Below are 20,702 nucleotides of genomic sequence, written 5' to 3' on the forward strand. Positions count from 1 at the left end.
CTCAGGCCTTGGGCGTTTTGGTGGTGCTGCGCGGTGCGCGCGGCTTCTTCAGCAGTGCCGGCTGTTCGGCCTGGGCCTCCGCCTCGGCCAGCGTCACCGCCTTGGGCTTGCTGATACGCCGTGGCTTGAGCGTCGGCAGCTGCTCGGTGGCGGCTTCGGCCTCGGCCAGCTTGTAGGCCATGGCCCAGTGGCGATCTTCCTGGCCGACGGGCTTACCCTCGGATTCCCAGATCTGATAGGCGAATTCGCGGACGCGTTGTTCATCGATGCTCATGGCAATTCTCCTGGCGATGGGGTTTGAGGCAGAGCAGGTTGACCGGGAACTCCGCCAGCACCTCGGCCAGCAGCAGATGCCCGTGATTGGTCGGTGAGTGCGGCGGCAGAATGCCGGTCAGGCCCAGGCCGGCGAGCTCCGGCGGCAGCACGACGCGGGTATCGCCCCAGCGCGCGGCCGGTATGTGCGGCACCTCGCTGCTGCCCAGCAGGCCGGCGGCCAGGCGAGGCACCACGGCCACCAGGTGGGTGTCGCCGAAGCTGCGGGCGAAGGCCAGTACGCGGCTGGCCTGCTCGCCCTCGACCTCCAGTGGGCGGTAGTCGCCGCGGGCGAACAGCTGCGGGCGGGCATGCCGGATGGCCAGCAGATTGGCGATCAGCCATTGCTTGACCCGGCCATCCTGCCAGTGGGCGAGCAGCTCGCCTGGTTCGGCCAGGCCGTCCAGCGAGGCGACGCGGGCGGCGAAGTCCACCGGCCGGCGGTTGTCCGGATCGACCAGGCTGAAATCCCAATACTCGCAACCCTGGTAGAGGTCCGGCACGCCCGGCGCACTGTACTTCAGCAGGCACTGGGCCAGGCTGTTGAGGGCGCCGGCCGGAGCGATGCTGGCCACCGCAGCGACCAGCTCCAGGCGCAGCTCGCGGCCTTCCGGACGGGTCAGCAGGCGCTCGAGGAATTCCTGGCTGGCCGCTTCGTGCTCGGCGTTGGGAGCGTTCCAGCTGGTGTTCAGCTTGGCTTCGCGCAGGGCCTTCTGTTGCCAGGTGCGCATGCGCTGCAGATAGGCCTGCAGGCCTTCGCTATCGTCCGCACTCAGTTCCAGCGGCCAGCTGCCGAGCAGGGCCTGGTAGAGGATCAGTTCTTCATCGGCGCTGGGTGCGTTTTCCGGCAGGTCGCCGCGCCACAGGGCGGCCAGGGCGCGCCAGCGCTGGATCTTCTCGGCATACCAGGACGCGCGTTCGCTGAGCACGGCCAGGCGCGCGCGGCTGTCCTCGCCACGCTTGTGGTCGTGGGTGGCGGTGGCCAGCTGGTTGTATGGCAGCTTGCTGGCCCGCTCGCGGTTGCACTGGTGGAAATGTTCCAGCGGCTGGCTGAAGTGCTCGGCGTCGAAGCCCACGTCGTAGCGCGACAGCAGCACGCCGGCGCGGTAGCAGGCGGTGTCTTCCACCGCCTTGGCCGCCACCGGCGAGGTCAGCTGCTGGAAACGGCTCAGAACCCGCGCGCGCAGCTTGCGCGGACGCCCCGGCGGCAGCTCGTGCAGCGGTTGGCCGCCGAGCCAGCGGTCGAGGTGGTCGAGCAGCGGCCAGTCGGCTTCGGCCAGGGTCAGGCGCGCGCCGTCCAGGGCCTGCTGGAACACGTGCTGGTCCTGCCCGGAGCGGCCGCAGGCGTTGGCGTAGGTGCGGTACACCGGGAAATGCACGATCAGCTCGAGCAGCGCCCGGCGGATAGAGGCCAGGGTCAGGTCGCGGGTGGCGATATCGTTGCGCGCCACCTGCAGCAGGCCCTGGGCGACTTCCTCCAGATCGCCGGTCAGCGAACTGCCGAGCACCAGGCGTCGTGCCTCCAGTGCCTCCTCGGCGAACTCCTGCGGGCGCCCGCCCAGCTCGCTCCACAGCTCGCGCAGCGGCTGTTCACCGCGCGGATCGTGCTGCAGCAGGGCGAGCTGGTTCATGAACTCGTAGCCAGTGGTGCCGTCGACGTTCCAGTTGTCCGGCAGGTGCTCGCCGTAGCCGAGGATCTTCTCCACGTAGATCGGAAAATGCTGGCCGAACATCGCCTGCGGACGCTTTGCCAGCAGCAGGTCGACGCGCCGGCGCAGGCGCCGGCAATAGGCGCGCGGGTTGGCCAGGCCGTCCACATGGTCGATGCGCAGGCCGTCGACCAGGCCCTGCTCGATCAGCTGGAAGATCTTGCCGTGGGTCAGCTCGAACACTTCCGGGCGCTCCACCCGCAGGCCGCCCAGCTCGTTGATGTCGAAGAAGCGCCGCCAGTTGATGTCGTCGGCTGCCGTGCGCCAGCTGGCCACCCGGTAATGCTGGCGTTCCAGCAACTGGTGCAGGCGCTGCACGCCGGCTTCGCCGTCGCAGCGGTAGCGGGCCAGGGCGCGGCGCATGGCCTCGCCAGTCACCTCTGGGCGGCCCAGCTGGGCCAGTTCGGCGCACAGTGGCTGGCTGCTGTGCCAGGCATCGCCGTCGCTGCGCAGGGCGTCGAAGCGTTTGGCCAGCTCGGCCAGCGCCGGGTCGTCGGCGCCGCGCAGGATCTCGCCGTAGCTGGGCGGGGTGATCGGCAGACGATGTTCGAAATGCTGCGCGTAGAAGCGGCCGTGGTCCGGGTCGAAGTGCAGGGCGATGCTGCCGCCGGCCAGGGCCTCGCCATAGTCGGTACGCAGGAAAGGCACCAACAGCTGGCCGGCCAGTAGCGGGTCGTGGGAGTGCCACTGGATATCGAAGAACTTGGCATAGGGGCTGTCCTTGCCCCATTCCAGCAGGTCCAGCCACCAAGGGTTGGCGTCGCCGCCAACGGCCATGTGGTTGGGCACTATGTCGAGGATAAGGCCGATACCGCGGCCGTGCAGGGCCTCGACCAAACGCACCAGGCCGGGCTCGCCGCCCAGCTCGGGGTTGATCCGGGTTGGATCGACCACGTCGTAGCCGTGCATCGAGCCCGGGCGCGCGGTGAGCAGCGGCGAGGCGTACACATGGCTGATGCCCAGGCGCGCGAAGTAGGGCACCAGCTCTACCGCGTCATGCAGGGTGAAGCCCTGGTGGAATTGCAGGCGCAGGGTGGCGCGCAGATCAATCATCGATCGCCTCCTGGCGAGCCTTGGCCAGCCGGGTCAGGCGGCGTTCGGTGTCCGGCTGTTCGAGCAGCTGGCGCACCGGCAGGGTCTGACGGCGGCGCCAGTTGGGGTGGAGTTGGCCGGGGCCGGGCAGGTTGGGTTGCTGGTCGGTGCCGGTGGCGTCCTCCAGCGGCAGCAGCACCAGTGACGCCGGCGTGCCGCCGATGTAGTCGATGCTGGCCTGCAGGCAGGCTTCGGCGTCCTCGCGCGCGCCTTGCAGGCGTCCGTGCTCGGCCAGGGCATCTGCCAGCGCGGCGCTTTCCCGGGCGCGCCCGGCGCGGTCGTCGCTCTCCTGCTCGGGCCGGCTGTGGCCGGCGCGCAGGCGCCAGTCGATGTCATTGCCGGCCAGCCAACCCTTGATGCTCGGCAGGTCGTGGGTGCTGGTGGTGGCCAGGGCGTTGCGTGGCCAATGATGCGGGGCGATGAAGCGGCCGTCGTGCTGCTCGAACAGCAGTACGCGCATGCCGAGGATGTTGCGCCGCGCCAGCTCCTCGCGCAGACCCTCGGGCACGGTGCCCAGGTCTTCGCCGATGACCAGCGCACGATGGCGGTGGGACTCCAGGGCCAGCAGGCGCAGCAGGTCGGTCATCGGGTAGCGCAGGTAGGCGCCGTCCTGTGGCTCGCCGCCATGCGGGATGACCCACAGGCGCTGCAGGCCCATCACGTGGTCGATGCGAATGCCGCCGGCATGCGCCAGATTGGCCTGGAGCATCTCGATGAAGGCGCGGAAACCGTGGCGGCGCAGGCCTTCGGGAGAAAAGGCCGACACGCCCCAGTTCTGCCCGGCGCGGTTAAGGATGTCCGGCGGCGCGCCGACCGTGACCTCCTGCAGCAGTTCGTTCTGGCGGCTCCAGGCCTGGCTGCCGGCGCAGTCGGCGCCCACCGCCAGATCGGCGATCAGGCCGATGCCCATGCCGGCGCCACTGGCCACCGTCTGTGCACTCTCCAGACCGCGCGCGACCAGCCACTGGGCGAAGGCGTGGAAGCCGACGTCGTCGGCGTGCTGGCTGGCGAAACGCTGCACCGCGGCATGCCGTGGGTCGCGGAAATGCTCCGGCCAGTTGCGCCAGTCGCCGGATTCGCCGCTGCCCAGCATATGGCCGTGCAGCGCCTCGAAGCGGCAGTGCTGCAGCAGGGCATCGCCACCGGCGTCGCAGAAGGCAGTGAAGTTGCCGAGCAGCGAGCCGTCGCTCTCGCGGAAGTCGCGATACAACTCGCGCAGCAGGCATTGCCGGGCCTTGGCCACGGCGGGCCAGTCGATCAGTTCCAGCTGCTCCAGGCGCGCCCATTCTTCCTGCAGGTCGCAGGCTTCGATGGCCCATTCCACCGCTTCGCTGCCCAGCAGATTGGCCGGATCGGCGTGCAGGACGTTGAAGAACAGCCGGCTGGAGGGCGAGTAGGGGCTGTAATGTTCGGGATCGGCGGCGAACATGGCATGCATCGGGCTGATCGCCAGGGCATCGGCGCCCTGGTTGGCGGCATGCCGGGCCAGGTCTTCCAGGGCGCGGGTGTCGCCCAGGCCACCGTCGCCGGGACGACGCAGCGAATACAGCTGGGCGGTGAGGCCCCAGGCGTGGCGCTTGCCGCACAGCTCCTCGACGCTGCGGCAGGCCGGCGGCGCCACCGCCAGGGTCAGGCGCGCATCGCCGATCTCCAGGCGGTGATAGCCGGGCACGTCCTGGGCGGGCAGGCAGCCGTGGGGATCGAGTCGGCCGGACTGTACCTCGCCATCCTCGCGCGTCAGCTTGTAGGCCTGTTCCGGGGCGAAACCGCTCAGCCTTGTGGCCTGGCCCTGTTCCAGGGTCAGCAGCGGGTCGGTGGCCGGATTGGCGTGGCGTTGGCGCAGCTCGGCCAGACTGCCCTCGATCTGCTGTGGGCTCTGCGCCGGAAAGCCGAGGGATTCCAGCAGGCGCCGCTGCGCTTCGGGACTGACCCGCTGTGGGCGGCCATTGGCGTCCTGCCAGTCCACGCTTAGGCCGGCGGCGTCGGCCAGTTCGGCAAGCAGGGCATCGCTCATGGCGCCACCTCCAGCACGGCCTGGGCACTGCGTGCAGGCAGCAGGCCATGGCGATATTCCTCCTCGTTGACCCGGTGGGCGCACAGCAGCTTGCCGGCCGGCGAGCGGGCGCCGGTTTCCACGGCGAGCTCGCCCAGATTGATGTCGATGCGCAGCAGCTGGCCATTGCCGAGGCGCCAGCCGGCCGACAGCGCGCCGGGGGCCAGTACCGTGACGCCCAGCGAATGGCTGCCGTGGAGGGCCGGCACGATGTGGCTGTGGCGCAGGTGCAGCAGGCGCCGGTAGTAGTCCAGCCATTCACGCTGGCGCGGTTGGCTGTTGGGCGCCAGATCCGGCTGCGAGCGGGTGAAGGTGGCCAGGTCGTTGGGATCGGGAATGCGTTGCAGCAGCGCCGGATCGGCGAAGCGCGAGAACTCGGCGAACTCGTTGCGCCGACCATCGCGCACCGCATTGGCCAGTTCGCCCTGGTGATCGGTGAAGAACAGAAATGGCTGGATCGAACCCCATTCCTCGCCCATGAACAACAGCGGCACCATGGGCGAGAGCAGCAACAACAAGGTGGCGGCTTTCAGCGCGTCCTCGTCGGCCATGGCCGCCAGGCGTTCGCCAAAGGCGCGGTTGCCGACCTGGTCGTGGTTCTGCAGGAACAGCACGAAGGAGGTTGGTGGCAGCTGGCCGCTGGGCTCTCCACGCGGCTTGCCATGGCGATTGGCCTGGCCCTGATAGACGAAGCCCTCGGCCAGGCAGGTCGCCAGCTTGGCGGTGGCATCCTCGGCGAAGTCGGCGTAGTAGCCCTCCGTCTCGCCGGTCAGCAGCACATGCAGGGCATTGTGGCCATCGTCGTTCCATTGGGCGGTGTAGCTGCGCTCCAGCAGGCCGGCCGAGTTGTTTTCGTTCTCCAGGATCAGGTGCACGTGGCGGCCGGGTGGCACCGCGGCATATACCCGATCGGCCAGGTCGGCGAGGAAGTCGTCGTCGCCAATGGCGTGCACGGCGTCCAGGCGCAGGCCGTCAACGCGGTAATCGAGCAGCCACATGAGGGCGTTCTCGCAGAAGAAGTCACGCACCTGCGGGCGGCGGAAGTCGATGGCCGCGCCCCAGGGCGTGTGCCGGTCCTCGCGAAAGAAGGCGCTGGCGTAGTGGCCCAGGTAGTTGCCATCCGGGCCAAAGTGGTTGTAGACCACGTCGACGAACACCATCAGGCCCATGCCGTGGACGCTGTCGATCAGGTGCTTGAGCTGGTCCGGCGTGCCGTAGCTGCCGTCCGGGGCGAATGGCAGCACGCCGTCGTAGCCCCAGTTGCGCCGCCCGGGGAATTCGCCGAGCGGCATCAGTTCGATGGCCGTCACACCCAGCTCGGCCAGGTGCGGAAGCAGCGCCTCGACGCCGGCGTAGCCACCCAGTAGGCCGGCGTGCAGTTCGTAGATCACCGTCTCGTGCCAGGGTCGACCACGCCAGTTGGCGTGGCGCCACACATAGCTGCGGTGATCGACCACCCGGCTGAAGCCGTGCACGTCGCCGAATTGCCGGCGCGAGGCCGGATCGGGCACCCGCCGACTACCGTCGATGATGAAGCGGTAACTGGTGTCCGCCGGGCATTCCAGCTCGCTCTCGAACCAGCCGTGCGCCGCCTCCTGCATCGGGTGCAGCGAACCGTCCTGCAACTCCAGGGCTACCTCGCGGCAGTCCGGCGCCCACAAGGCGAAGCGGGTACGCCGCTCATCCAGCCGCGTGGCTCCGTGGCTGTACATCAAAGCGCATCCGCGGCCAGGCGAGTGGCGCCCAGCAGTTCCTGGTACAGCTCGTCATAGGGCAGCACCGACTGCCGCCAGAACAGCGGCGCGGCCATGGCCCGGCAGCGCATGGCACTGAGCAGCTCGGGGTGGCGATAGACATTGAAGGCGCGCTGCACCGCCTCCTGGTAACTCTCCAGGGTGGATTCGCGGAACAGGAAGCCGGTGACGCCATCCTCGATGGTGTCGGCCAGGCCGCCGGTGCGCCGGGCGATCGGCAGCGAGCCCAGGCGCTGGGCGTACATCTGGCTCAGACCGCAGGGTTCGAAGCGCGAGGGCATGAGCAGGAAATCGCTACCGGCGAAGATGCGCCGGGCGTCCGTCTCGTTGAAGCCGATGTGCACGCCGATGCGACCCGGATGACGGCTGCCCAGCTCGGCCATGGCCGCCTCCAGCTCCGGTTCGCCACGACCGATCACCGCCAGGCGGCCGCCCTGGGCAACGATCTGTTCGGCCACGCCAAGGGTCAGGTCGATACCTTTCTGCTGCACCAGGCGCGAGACCACGGCGAACAGCGGGCCGGAATCCGCATCCAGGCCGAGCAACTGCTCGACGTACGCAGCGTTGGCGCGCTTGCCTTGCCACTGACGCACGCCGAAGCCCTGCGCCAGGTGCGGGTCAGTGCGCGGCTCCCAACTCTCATCGATGCCGTTGACGATGCCGCTGAGCTGGCCGACGGCGACCTTGGCCTGCAGCATGCCTTCCAGGCCGCAGCCGAACGCCGGGGTGGTGATTTCCTCGGCGTAGGTGCGGCTGACCGTGGTCACATGGCTGGCATAGACGATGCCGGCCTTGAGGAACGACAGCTTGCCGTAGAACTCCATGCCGTCGCTGCCGCAGGCCTGGGCGGGAATGCCCAGCTCGGCGTTGCACTGCAGGTCGCAGAGGCCCTGGTAGGCCAGGTTGTGGATGGTCAGCACGGTGGGGCTGGCCACCTGGCGCCAGGCCATGTAGGCCGGGGCCATGGCCGCCGGCCAATCGTTGGCGTGGACCAGCTCGGGGCACCAGCGGATGCACGCGGTACCGCTGGCGATCTCGGCGGCGGCCAGGCCCAGGCGGGCGAAGCGTATATGGTTGTCCGCCCAGTCACGGCCGTGGGCGTCGCCATAGGGTGTGCCGTCGCGTTCGTAGAGTTCGGGGTTGATCAGCACGTACACGATCAGGCCGTCGGCTAGGTCCATGCGTCCGATCTTGCACGGAGGCAGGGCCGCATGGCCGCCCACTTCGCCGACCACACGAATGTTCTGGCCGCTCTCCATGACCTGGCGGTAGCCGGGAATCAGCACGCGGATATCGTGGTGGCTCGAGAGCGCGCGGGGCAGGGCGGCGGACACGTCTCCCAGACCGCCAACCTTGATCAGGTCGGCGAACTCGGAGGTGACGAAAAGAACCCGCTTTTTCTGCTCGTGCAGGCTCTCGACGTGCAATTGCGGTGGAGCTGGAAGCTGTGTCATGGCCTGTGCATCAATTCTTGCGGTCACAGCGACGTTTCCCATGTCTTTACTCCGAAATCTCAGTGAATCGCCTGCCGCTTCGCCTGGTCCGCCACACAAGGCGCCCCTGCCAAGTCGGCTCTGCTTGGCCCGACTGGCGTCGTCTGCTGATAAACCGACAACCCCATACTCTTTCCCTGACCGGAGCGCTTGGCGGAAAGTTTCGACTTTTTTGCACGCCGCCCCCGGCCGGAAAACTTGAACTTTGAGCGCCGCGCGGCCTTCCCATGGGCATAAGTCAACCCATCGGCAGAGAGGGCACACAGATGCAGAGCGTCGAGCAGGTAGTGCACTTCCTGGAGAAGTACCGTCTGACCCTGAGTACCGCCGAATCCTGTACTGGCGGCCTGATGGCATCGCTGATGGCAGAGATTTCCGGCAGCGGATCCGTGCTGGACAGCGGCTTCGTGGTTTATTCGCCGGAGGCCAAGCAGATGTGCCTGGGGGTCAACCGCATGACCATCGATCACTTCGGCCTGACCAGCGAAGAGGTGACCCGGGAGATGGCCCTGGGTGCGCTGAAGATGAGCCGCGCCGACATCGCCCTGGCCAATACCGGGCTGGCCGAAGCGGATGGGCCGATGGACGGGGTACAGTGCTTCGCCTGCGCCATGCGCATCAACGATCACCAGGGCGTGGTCAGCGAGACGCTGAAGTTCGAGGGCGAGCGCAACGACGTGCGCTATGCGGCGGCGCGCTATGCGCTTTTGCAGTTGCCGTACTACTACGAACGGCTGCGGGTGATGTGAGGCGGTATTCGCCGCAGGCGCTACGGCGTTGCGCCGTGGTGGGCTGCCTGCGGCGAGATCATCCTATAAACAGCCATTTCACACCGGCGGCTGGCGCTCCGCTTCCACCACCTGGCCGCTTGGCTGCTGCTCCACCAGATCGATGCCCGAGGCACTGCCCACCGACGCGCGCAGCTGCGGCAGGCAGCCGGGGAAATTGGCGCAGATGAAGTTCACCAGGTTCTCGCGCAGGTAGCAGCGCAGATCCCAGTTATGCGAGGAATTGGAGGAACTGACCAGTACACGCACCTGGATCGCCCGCTCGCCGGTCTCGATCAGCTGCAGCACCCGCACCCGACCGTCCCACAGATGGGTGGCCTCGTCGCACAGGCGTACCAGTTCCTCACGCAATGGCTCCAGCGGGGTGGAATAGTCGAGCCACAGCAGCACCGCGCCGGTGATGGACGAGTTGCTGCGGGTCCAGTTCTGGAACGGGTGCTCGATGAACCACTGCAGCGGCACCACCAGGCGACGGTCGTCCCAGATGCGCACCACCACGTAGCTGCCGGTGATCTCCTCGATGCGCCCCCATTCGTTCTCGACTATCACCACGTCGTCCAGGCGGATCGGCTGGGTCAGGGCGATCTGCAGGCCGGCGATAAGGTTGCCCAGCACCGGCTTGGCGGCGAAGCCCACCGCCAGGCCGGCGAGCCCGGCCGAAGCGAGCAGGCTGGCGCCGAACTGGCGCGCGGCGGGGAAGGTCATGAGCATGGTCGAGGCGCCGAAAATCACCACGAACACACTGAGCGTACGCACCAGCACCTTGGTCTGGGTCTGGATGCGCCGCGCCTGCAGGTTGTCCGCCATGTCCACCGGGTGCTTGGCGACGATGACGCGCTGGATCGCATCCGCCGCGCGCAGGCCGAGCCAGGTGAAGGCGGCGATCATCGCCAGCAGCACCAGGCGGCGGGCACCATCGATCAGCAGCAGCTGGTCCGGCGCCGAACTCAGTACCACCTGCACCCCGCACAGCGGCAGCAGCAGGCGCACCGGCGCGCGGGCGCGCTGCAGTAGCTCGCGCGCCGCCAGCAGGTTATGGGTGAGCCGGGTGAGCAGGCGCAGCAGCCAGCCGGCCACCACTTCCAGCAGCAGTGCCACCAGCAATGCGACGCCCAGGGTGCGCAGTTCGGGCCAGGGCAGCAGGTCGAGCCAGGCGTTATCCATGGGCTACCGCGGTGATGAACTTGAGATCGCTGGGGCTGGGCACCTGCAGCTCCTGCAGCGTATCGCCGAGCAGGCCAGTGGCCGGGTCGCGCTGGATGACCAGCAGATTGTCGCTGCGCTGGTTGGCCACCAGCAGGAAGCGGCCATCCGCGGCGAGCGCGAATTCGCGGGGCTCCACGCCGCCGCTGTTGCGCCGCTGCAGTTCCTCCAGCGCGCCGTTGCACGGGTCCACTGCGTAGGCCACCAGCTGGTTCTGCGCGCCGCGCCGGCTGACATAGAGGAAGCGCCCATCCACCGACAGATGCAGCGCGCCCAGGCGACGGTCCGCTGGCGGCTGCAGCGGCGGGTCGAGGTCATACAGGGTGCGCAGCCGCAGCCGCCGATCCTGATAGTCGAGCAGGGCAACCTGGTTGCTCAGTTCCAGGGTGAGATAGGCGTGCCGCCCGCTGGCGTCGAACAGCAGATGGCGTGGCCCGCTGCCTTCGGACAGCTGCAGATAGCGCGGGTTGGCCGGCGCCAGCGGATCGCCGCGCTCGGCCTGGTAGTGATAGTGGTAGAGGCGATCCGCACCCAGATCGCAGGCGAAGACATCGCGGTCATCGGGCGCCAGCACCACGCAGTGGATGTGCGATGAGGCCTGGCGCTGCGCACCGGGGCGCTCGAAAGGCTCGACCAGCAGCTGGGTCACCCGCCCCAGGCCATCGGCGCTGAGCGGCAGCACGGCCAGCGAGCCCCCGGGGAGGGCATCCGCACAGTAATGGGCGACCAGCAGGTGGCGCGCTTCCTCGCCAAGGCAGCCATGCACCGCCTCGATACCTTCGCTGGGCATACTGGCGGTGACGATGAACTGCCCATTCGCGTCGCGGCGCAGGGCGCTGACCCGACCGCCGCCCTGCACATCCTCCAGGGCGAACAGCCGCTCACCGTCGGCGGATACCACCAGCCACGAAGCCTTGCTCGCGGCGATGCGCTGCAGCGGCCGCTCTTCGAGCCGGCCGCTGGCGGCATCGAAACCCAGGCGCAGGATGCCATCGCATTCGGCGCAACCCACCAGCAGATGGTAACTAGGTTCCTGCATGCGTCACTTCATCCACTGCGCACGTAGGCTGCGCGCCTCCAGGGTACGCCCCAAGGCCTGGTTGGCCGGCAGCAGCAACAGGCCGACGACGAACCAGATCAGCAGCCGCGGCAGCAGCTGCCAGCCGTCCACGCTGACTTCCAGCAGCGCCCACAGGCTGGCAATCACCGTGACCAGCACGTACAGCACTACTGCCTCGCCCCGGCGCAGTAGAAATAGCGCACCCACCGACAACAGCAGCAGGTCGCCGAAGAACTCCTGCAGCGACGCGCTCAGGCGAATATCGCCGGCTGCCATGACCAGGCCGCCCAGCAACAGGGCGGCGCCGAGCAGGCGGATCGGCAGGATCAGGTTGAATGAGTCGAACATGGCACTTTCTCCTTTAGTCCACGCGGAAATTGGCGAACTGCCAGGGATCGTCACGATCCAGCGCCTCATCGAATAGCCGCTCCCGGTCCTGCAGGGGCGTCCAGTCGCTATACAGTCCGACCAGCTCGCCCAGGTAGGGACGGCACAGCGCAAGGATCTCCTCGTGCGGCAGCTGGTCGGGTTCGAGAATGCCTCGGTCCGGGTTGGCCATGGCCCAGATCACTCCGGCCATCACCGTCGCCGTTACCTGCAGGCTGGTGGCGCTGTTGTGCGGGCACAGCTCGCGAGCCTGCTCGATGCTCAGCCGCGAGCCGAACCAGTAGGCGTTGCGCGCATGGCCGAGCAGCAGTACGCCGAGCTCGTCGCGGCCGCCGGCTATTTCCTCGTCCAGCAGGCGCTGGCGCGATTGCGGTTGCCAGTTACGTGCGGCCAGCTCGTGCAGCGACAGCAGGGCATCGTCGCAGGGCTGGTAGGCGTAGTGCACGGTGGGGCGGTACTCGGGATGCTCGCCACGGCCGACGGTGAGGTAGTCGGCAATGGAAATCGCCTCGCTGTGGGTCACCAGAAAGCCCTGGGTGGGACCGGATGGCGTCCAGGTGCGCACGCGGGTGGCGGCGCCTGGGCGCTGTAGGTAGATCGCCGCCTGGCAGCCGAAGGCATGGCGTCGGCCGTCCATCGGCAGGCTCTTCTCGTGGCTGCCCCAGCCCAGTTCGGCAGGCTGACAGGCTTCGCTGATGAAGCCGTCCACCGACCAGGTGTTGACGAACTCGTCTTCGACCTTGCGCCGCGCGGCGTACTGCGAGTCGCGCTCGGCGATATGGATGCAGCGCACCCCAAGGCGCTGGGCCATGCTTGCCCAGCCCAGGCGGTCGAACGGGGCGGCCTGGGGTTGGCCGAGGTCGGTGGCCAGCTGCAGCAGCGCCTGCTTGACCAGATGCGAGACCAGCCCCGGGTTCGCGCCGTGGGTGATCAGCGCCGTGCTGCCGTCGGGCTCGCCACGCCGGCGCGCCAGCAGGCGTTCGCGCAGGGCATAGTTGCTGCGCTCGGAGGCCGACTGCTGGCTATCGGTATAGGCGCCGGCCCAAGGCTCGGTGCAGGTGTCCAGGTACAGAGCGTTGTGCTCCTGGCACAGGGCAATCAGCGCCGCGCTCTCCACATTCACCGAGAGATTGAGCAGGAAGTCGCCGGGGCCGAGCAGCGGTTCCAGCTCGGCGCGGTAGTTGTCCTCGGTCAGGCGCACGCTGCGCAGCTCGACCCCGTACTGCTCGGCGATCGGCCGATCGCCATCGTCGGGCGTGATGATCAGCAGCTGCGCCGGCTGCAGGTCGATATGCCGCAGCAGCAATGGCAGCACGCCACGGCCAATGCAACCGAAGCCGATCAGCAGCAGACGCCCGTCGAACGGGTAGGGGGCGTTCATATCCGCGCTCCTGGCGACAGCAGCTCCATGACTTCCAGATCGGAGACCTGGCGGAAGTCGAGATAGTGGTCGCCGACAGCGCGAAACGGCTCTGGGGTAACCAGGCAGATCAGCTCGTCCACCAGCGGCCGCAGTTTCTCCACTGCCTCGCTCGGTCCCACCGGCACGGCCAGAATCACTCGGCGCGGGCGCAGCTTGCGCAGCCCCTGCAAGGCCACCCGCGCGGTGCTGCCGGTGGCCAGGCCGTCGTCCACCAGGATTACCTCGCGGTTCTCCAGCGGCACCGGCAGGCGCGGGCCGCAATACAGGGAGCGGCGCCGCTCGATCTCGCGCAGCTGCTCGGTCACCTGCTGGGCGAACCAGCCGGGCGCCGGGTCGAACAGGCGCAGCATGTCTTCGTCCACCAGCCATTGCGGCTCCGCGCTATCCACCACGGCGCCCAGGGCGAATTCCGGCTGGCCGGGCGCGCCGATCTTGCGGACCAGCAGAATGTCCAGCGGCGCGCCCAGCTCACGCGCGATGGGATGGCCAACTGGCACGCCGCCCCGGGGCAGGGCCAGTACCACCGGCTCATGCAGCTGCAGCTCACGCAACGCGCCGGCCAGCGCCAGGCCGGCCTGGTGACGATCACTGAACTCCGCGGATTGCCCCATCTCAGACTCCAAAGGGAACGATGTCGGCGTCATGGCCCTGGGCGAAGGCTCCGCTGCTGTTCAGCGGAGTGATCGGCGAGGTGCGGGCGAACCACAGGTAGGCGTCGAACTGCTCGCCCAGCACGCTCTCGTAGTAGTGACTCTGCCGCTCGCTCTGCGGCCGGTAGACCACGCCGATGGCGCGTTGCAGCAACGGCTCGCCGAGGGCGTGACGCAGGGCGTTCTTGCCGGCGCCGCGCCAGTCGGTCAGCGAGGCGGGCAGGCCGACGCGCAGGAACAGGCTCTCCCAGCTGTCGGCGCGCGAGGGCAGCACCGATTTGATCTTCAGCTCGCCACCCCAGTCGTCGGCGGCGGCCACCTCACCGTGGTCGGTGCCCATGCCGATCAGCACCGCGTCGTCGCCCCAGCCGATGCGGCACAGCTGGCCGAGGTTGAACTCGCCCTGCCAGCCCATGGCAGTGGCGGCGGCATCGCCGATGTGCGAGTTGTGCGCCCAGACCACCGCCTTGGCCTGGCGGCCGCGATGCTTGAGCACCTGTTTGAGGGTGTCGAACATATGGTTGTCGCGTAGGTTCCAGGACGACACCGAGGCGCGGTACATCAGTCGGTAATACTGCTCGGCCGAGCGCACCACGCGTGCGTTCTGCGCCGCATCGAACAGCCCTTCGTCGCGCTCCAGGCTCTCCAGGCGAGCCCACAACAGCTCGCTGAGCTGTTCGATTACCGCCGCCTCGCAGGAGTCGCCGTCGCCCCATTCGACATGCTGGCCGTAAGCGGCGGGGTCGTCCTGCCAGGGCGTCAGACAGGCGTAGCGCTGGCGTGCCTCGGCGGCGCGAGCCGGGTCGCTGCTCTCCAGGTAGCGCAGCACGGCCTCCATGGAGGCGCGCAGGCTGTAGATGTCCAGCCCACGGAACTCGACGCGCTCGGCCGGCTCGCGGCCGACGTTATGGCCGCGCAGCCAGCGCACGAATTCCAGCGTCTCGCGGTTGCGCCACATCCAGCTGGGGAAACGGGCGAAGGCAGTCTCTTCATCGGCGCTGACTTCCACACGCCGTACGTGGCGGTCGATGCGCGCGGCGTCCGGCCAGTCGCCCTCGATGGCGACGATGTTGAAACCGTGCTGCTCGATCAGGCGCTTGGTGATGGCGACACGGGCACGATAGAACTCCGAGGTGCCATGGCTGGCCTCGCCGATCAGCACCACACGAGCGTCGCCATAGCGCGAGAAGGCCGTGGCGAATTCGGGGGCGTCGATATCCGGCAGCGGCTCGGCGCTACGCCGCAACAGGTCGATCAGTTCCTCGCTGGAACGCTCGGCATGGCGGAGGGCGGAGGAGGGCATGACGCTTACCTCGTGGTGGGACTCGCAGTATTCGAGGCGCGCAAGGCGCCGAGCGTTCGATCGATTTCGCCTGAACCGTGGGGCGTGGCTGTGGACACAACAGAAACACCACCCGCAGGAGAATCATCATGTTTGGCGAATTCACGCTTCTGTTCATTGCCCTGGCGGCGATCATCCTGTTGCTCGATGTCTGGGCCATTCTCAGCGTCTATCGCAGCGACAAGGGGGTGGAAAGCAAGGCGCTGTGGTCGCTCGGCATCGCCCTGTTCCCAGTGCTCGGCCTGGCGGTATGGGGCGTACTGGGGCCGCGTGGCCTGGCCCATCCGCCGTCCTCGCCGGAGCACAGCAAGGGTTGAGCGGGCTTGAGCCCGGGAAGCATCCCGGGCTCTGTGCCGATGATTACTCGGGCAGCTGGGAGTTGATCTGCTCGGCCATCTTCAGGTGATGCTCGAGCTTGGGCAGGGTCTGCTTGGCGAAGGCGGCGATTTCCGCATCCTCGGCATTGATGGCCTTCTGGAACAGCTCGATGGTCTCCTTGTGGGCCATGACCTGGTTGTTCATGTAGGCCTTGTCGAACGAGGCTTCACCACGCAGCTTGAGGATGAGCGCCTTGGCCTGGTTGATCAGCTCGGCGTCGGTGGACACCTCCAGCTGCTTCTTGGTAGCCAGTGCGCTGAGCTCCTTGTTGGCCGCGCTATGGTCCTCGACCATGCTCTGGGCGAATTCCTTGACGTCGGCGGTGGTGCCTTTTTCCAGGGCCAGCTTGCCGGTCTCGATCTCGGCGATGCCTTTGGCCGAAGCTTCCTCGACGAAATTGCGTGGGCTGACCTGCTCCTGGTCGGCGGGCGCTTCGTTGGCTTGCACGGCGGCACCGGCACTCAGGGCGACGGCGGCACACAGACCAAGGGTTAGTTGTTTTAGATTGCGCATGGATGACTCTCCTGTGTGAGTTGCCTGGAGTAGAAGCGGCGAAAGTCGGCGAAGTTCAGCCAATGGGATGAATGGCGCCGCTCAGGGGCGCAGCACCACCTTGCGGCAGTCGTCTTCCTTCTTGTCGAACAGGCGGTAGCCTTCGGCCGCCTGTTCCAGGTTCATGCGGTGGCTGATGATCACCTCGGGCTTCAGCTCGCCACGCTCCACATGCTCCAGCAGCATCGGCAGCAGGGCCTGCACGTGGGTCTGGCCCATCTTGAAGGTCAGGCCCTTGTCGAACGCGTCGCCGAACAGGAAGCCATGGATGAAACCGGCATACACACCCGGCACGCTGACCGTGCCGCCGCGGCGCACGGCGGCAATACACTGGCGCAGCACCTTGCCGCTGCTGGCCTCGAGCTTGAGGGTGGTGAGGATGGTTTCGGTCGGGCTGCCCTTGGCCTCGAAGCCCACCGCGTCGATGGCCGCGTCCACGCCGCGATGGCCCGCCGTCTGCTCGATGATGGCGGTGGCCGGATCGTCGATCTCGTCGAAGTTGATCGGAATGATCCCGTAGGCCTGGCGGGCGAACTCCAGGCGATACGGGTGCTCGTCGATCATGAAGATCTGCTCGGCGCCGGCCAGGCGCGCGCAGGCCGCGGCCATCAGGCCGACCGGCCCTGCGCCGTAGATGGCCACGCTGCTGCCCGGGCCGATGCCGGCGTTGAGCACGGCCTGGTAGCCGGTGGGCAGGATGTCGGTTAGGAACAGCACCTGTTCGTCGACCAGGGTGTCGGGAATCTTCATCGGCCCGACATTGGCCTTGGGCACGCGCACATACTCGGCCTGGCCGCCGGGCAGGCCGCCGTACAGATGGCTGTAGCCGAACAGCGCGGCACCGGAAGGTATCTGCTTCTTGTTGAGGATGGCGCCGCGCCCGGGGTTGGTGGTTTCGCAGGCTGCGTGCAGGTTCATGGCGCAGAAGAAGCAGGTGCCGCAGGCGATGACGAAGGGCACCACCACCCGGTCGCCCTTGCTCACGCGGGTCACCGCGCTGCCGGCCTCGACCACTTCGCCCATGAACTCGTGGCCGAAGATGTCGCCATCCTTCACCTGGGGAATCTTGCCCCGGTACAGGTGCAGGTCCGAGCCGCAGATGGCGGTGGCGGTCACCCGCAGGATGATGTCGTCGTCGGCCAGGATGACCGGGTCGGCCACCGTCTCGACGCGAACGTCGTGGCTGCCGTGGTAGGTGAGTGCGCGCATTGGGAATCTCCTCGGTGGCAAGTCCTTTATCGAGAAAGCGCCCCGCTCGGGAGTTCAGCCCGCTGGACGGGCGGTGCCGGTAATTGCTCGAACTTAGGGCGGACCCGCAGGGTCACCTTTACGTCCGCACCAGCGGTCAATCGTCCATAGCCTGGAGATAATCATGAACGCCGTAGAGCTGCTCAAACAGGACCATCAGGTGGTCAAGCAACTGCTGGAGAAACTCGTCGCCACCACCGAGCGTGGGGTGAAGACCCGGCAGGATCTGCTGCACAAACTGCACGTCGAACTGGCGGTGCACACCGATATCGAGGAACAGATTTTCTATCCCGCCTACGAGAAAGCCGGCGGCCGCGAGGAGGGGGTGATGTCTGCCGAGGCCAAGGAGGAACACCGCACGGTGGACTCCCTGGTGCTGCCGGATCTGGCCAAGACCGACCCGGCGACGATCAACTTCGCCGGCCGCGCCAAGGTGCTCAAGGAGCTGCTGGAGCACCACATCGAAGAGGAGGAGAAGGAAATGTTCCCCAAGGCACAGCAACTGCTCGGGGCGCAGAAGCTGGAAGAGCTGGGCAAGCTGATGGAGGAGCGCAAGCGCAGCCTCAAGCAGGCCCTCAACAGCCAGGCCGCCTAGGCCGGTTCGGGCTCGCTCCGCACAGAGCGGGCCCGTGTTTCATCCAGCACCTGATCGACTACCGCCGCCAGTGCCTGACGCTGGCCGATGCCGGTGCTGCGTACGCCTTCATATAGCGCCAGCTGACGCTCCGCACTGCTGCCATGACGCAGGATGCGCCGGGCCTGCTCGAACACTTCGCCATCGCCGAACGATTCGACCCAGGGGCCGATCCGCTCGCGCAGCTGTGCCAGCCAGTCCAGCGCGCGCAATGCGCTGCGGCCATCCACATCGAGAAAATGCGCCGCGCCACCCAGGCGTCGCGCACGCCAGTAGTTCTCTTCCAGCACCAGGCGCTGCAGGCTCATATCGACCGGGTCCCTGGCCTCGATGGCCCAGGCCACCAGCCCTCGGAACAGCCCCGCGATGCACAGCACGTCCGCTACCCGCGGGCAGGCGTCGGCAATGCGCAGCTCCAGAGTGGGGAAGCGCGCCGAAGGGCGGATGAACCACCACACATCGCTGCGCTTGCGGATCGACTCGGAGGCCAACAGCAGGTCGATGTAGGCCTGCAACGCCGGCTCGTCAGGCAACGCCTCGGGAATGCCCATGCGCGGCCATTCCCCGCACAAGGCGCGGCGGTAGCTGAGCAGGCCACTACGCCGACCATTCCAGAACGGCGACGAGGCGCTCAGCGCGAGCAGCAGCGGCAACCACGGCAGCACGCGGTTCATCACCCGTACGCGATCAACGTCTGCCGGCACGCCGACATGCACATGCAGGCCGGACAGCAGGCTGCGCTGGGCCACGTCGCGGTAGTCGGCGAACAGCTGGGCATAGTGTGGCGAGTCGGTGGCCAGCTGCTGACGCCAGTCAGCGAAGGGATGGGTGGCCGCGCCGTACAGGCCCAGACCGAAACCTTCCGCAATCTCGGCCAGGCGCTGGCGGCCCTCCAGCAGACAGGCACGGGCGCCAGCGAGATCGTGCAGCACCGGCGTCACCAGCTCGATCTGGCTGCGGAACATCTCCTCGGCCAGGCGCGAGCCGAAAGCTTGCCGGCAGGCTTCCACCAGGCCAACGGGCGGCTGGGCCACCACGTCGCGGCTGCGCGGGTCGACCAGGAGGAATTCCTCTTCGATGCCGAAAGTGGGGGCGGAGCGGTGGTCGGGCATGGCGTTCTACCGGGGTCAGGTCCTTCCCAAGGGACGGCCCCCGGCTTCGCCGAGTTCAAGTAACCCGCCAATCCTGTTGGTGGAATCTTTGCGGCGCACCGGTACTCCCACTGATACCAGGCATCGCGCGAGAACCCTGCCATGACTATGACCACCACCGCACCGACCCCGACTTGCCCGCTGAGCGCGGTGGATTGCCACCCGGTGCGTGATACTTACGAAGCGCTGTTGCGAGTGCCGGCGGACGCCGCCAGCCTGGCGCGCGCGGGCGACTTCCTCGACACCCAGCTGGCCATGGCCGAACGCCTGCCCTGTGACCTTCCGAGCGATCCGCAGCGCCTGCTGGAGTGGGTGAGGGCGGGGGCCAAACGCACCACCGAGGCTTACGCCGAGTACCTGCAGGCGCGCAAACGCGGCGAGCCGCGCCGCTACTTCACCGGCCGTGCCCACGCCCTGTACTTTCTGCGTGGCGTGGCGCCGACCAAGCTGGTGGACGGCGCCTGGCTCTACGGCGTGCTGCCGCACTGGCACGAGCTGCGCTTCCAGCCGCTGGTACAAACCTATGTGGAAGAGCTGGGCAGCGGCCAGCCGGCGCAGAACCACGTGCTGCTGTACCGCCGCTTGTTGGCCGAGCACGGCTGCGATGAGCTGAGCGGCTTGAGCGATGCCCACTATATCCAGGGTGTGCAGCAGCTGGCGCTCGGCTACCTGGCCGAGCGCTACCTGCCGGAGTTGATCGGCTACAACCTGGGCTACGAACAGCTGCCGCTGCACCTGCTGATCAGTACCTACGAACTCGGCGAACTGGGCATCGATCCTTATTATTTCCAGCTGCACGTGACCATCGACAACGCCGCCAGCGGCCACGCCCAGCGCGCCGTGCAGGCGCTGCTGGACAACCTGCCGGTGGTCGGCGATCGCGACGAATTCCTGCACCGCGTCAGCCTCGGCTACCGTCTCAACGAACTGGGCCGTGGCACTAATGCGGTGATCGACGAGTTCGACCTCGAGCGTGAGCTGCTGGCCATGTTCGAGCGCAAGCGCCAGGTCGCCGGGCGGGTGCATTCCGATCACTGTCGCATCGACGGTCGCACGGTCAACCAGTGGCTCGGCGCGCCGGGCCGCATGGGCGACTTCCTCGCCGCGCTGCAGGCACGAGGCTGGATTCGCCGCAATCAGGACCCGCAGGACAGTCACTTCTGGCAGCTGATCGACGGCCAGAAGGCGGCCATGTTCGGTGTGTTCAATCCTTACGAACGACAGCTGCTGCACGACTGGATCGCTGGCGAATGGCTGGAGGAAGAGGGCGCGTCGATCACTCGACGCCAGGAGGCGCCACAGGAGGCGGGCGAGGGTGACTTCGCCAGCGAGACCCGCGCCCTGCTGGCGGAACTGGAGCAGCTGTCCACCGCGCAACGCAGCGCGCGGCTGATCGAACTGATGTCGCCGGCCTTGCATCACACGCCGGCCGGCCTGCTGGCCACCCGCCTGTTCGCGGCGAGCCACCGCTGA

Annotated in this window: 18 protein-coding genes; 4 read left to right on the forward strand and 14 right to left on the reverse strand. The window is 67.6% G+C overall.

The window, feature by feature from the left end:
- Position 1 precedes the first annotated feature (1 nt).
- From IB232_RS09185 to glgA, 5 genes are read right to left on the reverse strand one after another with little or no spacing between them, the layout of a single operon-like run.
- Positions 2 to 274 carry a DUF2934 domain-containing protein gene (locus IB232_RS09185; RefSeq protein ID WP_192398210.1) on the reverse strand — a complete coding sequence of 91 codons (273 nt, stop codon included), beginning with the start codon at positions 272 to 274 and terminating at the stop codon, positions 2 to 4.
- Positions 261 to 3,074 (reverse strand): malto-oligosyltrehalose synthase, encoded by a 2,814-nt coding sequence (locus IB232_RS09190; RefSeq protein WP_192398211.1) that lies wholly within the window; start codon positions 3,072 to 3,074, stop codon positions 261 to 263. The genes IB232_RS09185 and IB232_RS09190 overlap by 14 nt, the downstream gene beginning before the upstream one ends.
- A complete protein-coding gene (gene malQ / locus IB232_RS09195; protein ID WP_192398212.1) occupies positions 3,067 to 5,127 on the reverse strand; it encodes a 4-alpha-glucanotransferase in 2,061 nt (686 codons plus the stop codon). Before malQ ends, IB232_RS09190 begins: the two co-directional genes overlap by 8 nt.
- Positions 5,124 to 6,878: a malto-oligosyltrehalose trehalohydrolase gene (treZ, locus tag IB232_RS09200; RefSeq protein ID WP_192398213.1), complete on the reverse strand. Its 1,755-nt coding sequence runs from the start codon at positions 6,876 to 6,878 to the stop codon at positions 5,124 to 5,126. Before treZ ends, malQ begins: the two co-directional genes overlap by 4 nt.
- A complete protein-coding gene (gene glgA, locus IB232_RS09205) occupies positions 6,878 to 8,374 on the reverse strand; it encodes a glycogen synthase GlgA (protein WP_225592227.1) in 1,497 nt (498 codons plus the stop codon). The genes treZ and glgA overlap by 1 nt, the downstream gene beginning before the upstream one ends.
- A 305-nt stretch (positions 8,375 to 8,679) precedes the next feature.
- Between glgA and IB232_RS09210 the strand changes: the two genes are divergently transcribed.
- Complete coding sequence (locus tag IB232_RS09210) at positions 8,680 to 9,162, forward strand: CinA family protein (RefSeq protein WP_192398215.1); 483 nt, start codon at positions 8,680 to 8,682, stop codon at positions 9,160 to 9,162.
- 78 nt (positions 9,163 to 9,240) lie between these two features.
- Here IB232_RS09210 and IB232_RS09215 read toward each other — a convergent pair whose 3' ends face one another.
- From IB232_RS09215 to IB232_RS09240, 6 genes are read right to left on the reverse strand one after another with little or no spacing between them, the layout of a single operon-like run.
- Positions 9,241 to 10,365: a mechanosensitive ion channel family protein gene (locus IB232_RS09215; RefSeq protein ID WP_192398216.1), complete on the reverse strand. Its 1,125-nt coding sequence runs from the start codon at positions 10,363 to 10,365 to the stop codon at positions 9,241 to 9,243.
- Positions 10,358 to 11,443: a lactonase family protein gene (locus IB232_RS09220; protein ID WP_192398217.1), complete on the reverse strand. Its 1,086-nt coding sequence runs from the start codon at positions 11,441 to 11,443 to the stop codon at positions 10,358 to 10,360. Before IB232_RS09220 ends, IB232_RS09215 begins: the two co-directional genes overlap by 8 nt.
- 3 nt (positions 11,444 to 11,446) lie before the next feature.
- Positions 11,447 to 11,812, reverse strand: a complete 366-nt coding sequence (locus tag IB232_RS09225; protein ID WP_192398218.1) for a hypothetical protein — start codon at positions 11,810 to 11,812, stop codon at positions 11,447 to 11,449.
- Between the two features lie 13 nt (positions 11,813 to 11,825).
- A complete protein-coding gene (locus IB232_RS09230) occupies positions 11,826 to 13,232 on the reverse strand; it encodes a homospermidine synthase (RefSeq protein ID WP_192398219.1) in 1,407 nt (468 codons plus the stop codon).
- Entirely contained in the window at positions 13,229 to 13,885 is a 657-nt protein-coding gene (locus tag IB232_RS09235) for a phosphoribosyltransferase (RefSeq protein WP_192398220.1), read from the reverse strand. Before IB232_RS09235 ends, IB232_RS09230 begins: the two co-directional genes overlap by 4 nt.
- Before the next feature lies 1 nt (position 13,886).
- Complete coding sequence (locus IB232_RS09240) at positions 13,887 to 15,227, reverse strand: erythromycin esterase family protein (RefSeq protein WP_192398221.1); 1,341 nt, start codon at positions 15,225 to 15,227, stop codon at positions 13,887 to 13,889.
- Between the two features lie 128 nt (positions 15,228 to 15,355).
- Between IB232_RS09240 and IB232_RS09245 the strand changes: the two genes are divergently transcribed.
- Positions 15,356 to 15,583: a PLD nuclease N-terminal domain-containing protein gene (locus IB232_RS09245; protein ID WP_192398222.1), complete on the forward strand. Its 228-nt coding sequence runs from the start codon at positions 15,356 to 15,358 to the stop codon at positions 15,581 to 15,583.
- Between the two features lie 43 nt (positions 15,584 to 15,626).
- Here the strand turns inward: IB232_RS09245 and IB232_RS09250 are convergent, their stop codons facing one another.
- Positions 15,627 to 16,157 (reverse strand): DUF4142 domain-containing protein, encoded by a 531-nt coding sequence (locus IB232_RS09250; RefSeq protein ID WP_192398223.1) that lies wholly within the window; start codon positions 16,155 to 16,157, stop codon positions 15,627 to 15,629.
- Between the two features lie 81 nt (positions 16,158 to 16,238).
- Positions 16,239 to 17,405 (reverse strand): zinc-dependent alcohol dehydrogenase, encoded by a 1,167-nt coding sequence (locus IB232_RS09255; protein ID WP_192398224.1) that lies wholly within the window; start codon positions 17,403 to 17,405, stop codon positions 16,239 to 16,241.
- Between the two features lie 163 nt (positions 17,406 to 17,568).
- Between IB232_RS09255 and IB232_RS09260 the strand changes: the two genes are divergently transcribed.
- Entirely contained in the window at positions 17,569 to 18,039 is a 471-nt protein-coding gene (locus IB232_RS09260; RefSeq protein ID WP_192398225.1) for a hemerythrin domain-containing protein, read from the forward strand.
- Here the strand turns inward: IB232_RS09260 and IB232_RS09265 are convergent.
- The gene (locus IB232_RS09265; RefSeq protein WP_192398226.1) at positions 18,036 to 19,190 is read right to left on the reverse strand and encodes a carboxylate-amine ligase; all 1,155 of its coding nucleotides are present in this window, start codon (positions 19,188 to 19,190) and stop codon (positions 18,036 to 18,038) included. The two genes, IB232_RS09260 and IB232_RS09265, sit on opposite strands and share 4 nt — an antisense overlap.
- Positions 19,191 to 19,337: 147 nt before the next feature.
- On the opposite strand from IB232_RS09265, the gene IB232_RS09270 reads away from it, so the two are divergent.
- Entirely contained in the window at positions 19,338 to 20,702 is a 1,365-nt protein-coding gene (locus IB232_RS09270; protein ID WP_192398719.1) for an iron-containing redox enzyme family protein, read from the forward strand.

It is taken from the genome of Pseudomonas sp. PDM15, assembly GCF_014851565.1.
Lineage (GTDB): Bacteria > Pseudomonadota > Gammaproteobacteria > Pseudomonadales > Pseudomonadaceae > Aquipseudomonas.

What these genes read in the sequence shown, in the direction of transcription:
- IB232_RS09185 (WP_192398210.1), bottom strand. Translation starts at nt 274, where the DNA reads ATGAGCATCGATGAACAACGCGTCCGCGAATTCGCCTATCAGATCTGG.
- IB232_RS09190 (WP_192398211.1), bottom strand. Translation starts at nt 3,074, where the DNA reads ATGATTGATCTGCGCGCCACCCTGCGCCTGCAATTCCACCAGGGCTTC.
- malQ (WP_192398212.1), bottom strand. Translation starts at nt 5,127, where the DNA reads ATGAGCGATGCCCTGCTTGCCGAACTGGCCGACGCCGCCGGCCTAAGC.
- treZ (WP_192398213.1), bottom strand. Translation starts at nt 6,878, where the DNA reads ATGTACAGCCACGGAGCCACGCGGCTGGATGAGCGGCGTACCCGCTTC.
- glgA (WP_225592227.1), bottom strand. Translation starts at nt 8,374, where the DNA reads ATGACACAGCTTCCAGCTCCACCGCAATTGCACGTCGAGAGCCTGCAC.
- IB232_RS09210 (WP_192398215.1), top strand. Translation starts at nt 8,680, where the DNA reads ATGCAGAGCGTCGAGCAGGTAGTGCACTTCCTGGAGAAGTACCGTCTG.
- IB232_RS09215 (WP_192398216.1), bottom strand. Translation starts at nt 10,365, where the DNA reads ATGGATAACGCCTGGCTCGACCTGCTGCCCTGGCCCGAACTGCGCACC.
- IB232_RS09220 (WP_192398217.1), bottom strand. Translation starts at nt 11,443, where the DNA reads ATGCAGGAACCTAGTTACCATCTGCTGGTGGGTTGCGCCGAATGCGAT.
- IB232_RS09225 (WP_192398218.1), bottom strand. Translation starts at nt 11,812, where the DNA reads ATGTTCGACTCATTCAACCTGATCCTGCCGATCCGCCTGCTCGGCGCC.
- IB232_RS09230 (WP_192398219.1), bottom strand. Translation starts at nt 13,232, where the DNA reads ATGAACGCCCCCTACCCGTTCGACGGGCGTCTGCTGCTGATCGGCTTC.
- IB232_RS09235 (WP_192398220.1), bottom strand. Translation starts at nt 13,885, where the DNA reads ATGGGGCAATCCGCGGAGTTCAGTGATCGTCACCAGGCCGGCCTGGCG.
- IB232_RS09240 (WP_192398221.1), bottom strand. Translation starts at nt 15,227, where the DNA reads ATGCCCTCCTCCGCCCTCCGCCATGCCGAGCGTTCCAGCGAGGAACTG.
- IB232_RS09245 (WP_192398222.1), top strand. Translation starts at nt 15,356, where the DNA reads ATGTTTGGCGAATTCACGCTTCTGTTCATTGCCCTGGCGGCGATCATC.
- IB232_RS09250 (WP_192398223.1), bottom strand. Translation starts at nt 16,157, where the DNA reads ATGCGCAATCTAAAACAACTAACCCTTGGTCTGTGTGCCGCCGTCGCC.
- IB232_RS09255 (WP_192398224.1), bottom strand. Translation starts at nt 17,405, where the DNA reads ATGCGCGCACTCACCTACCACGGCAGCCACGACGTTCGCGTCGAGACG.
- IB232_RS09260 (WP_192398225.1), top strand. Translation starts at nt 17,569, where the DNA reads ATGAACGCCGTAGAGCTGCTCAAACAGGACCATCAGGTGGTCAAGCAA.
- IB232_RS09265 (WP_192398226.1), bottom strand. Translation starts at nt 19,190, where the DNA reads ATGCCCGACCACCGCTCCGCCCCCACTTTCGGCATCGAAGAGGAATTC.
- IB232_RS09270 (WP_192398719.1), top strand. Translation starts at nt 19,338, where the DNA reads ATGACCACCACCGCACCGACCCCGACTTGCCCGCTGAGCGCGGTGGAT.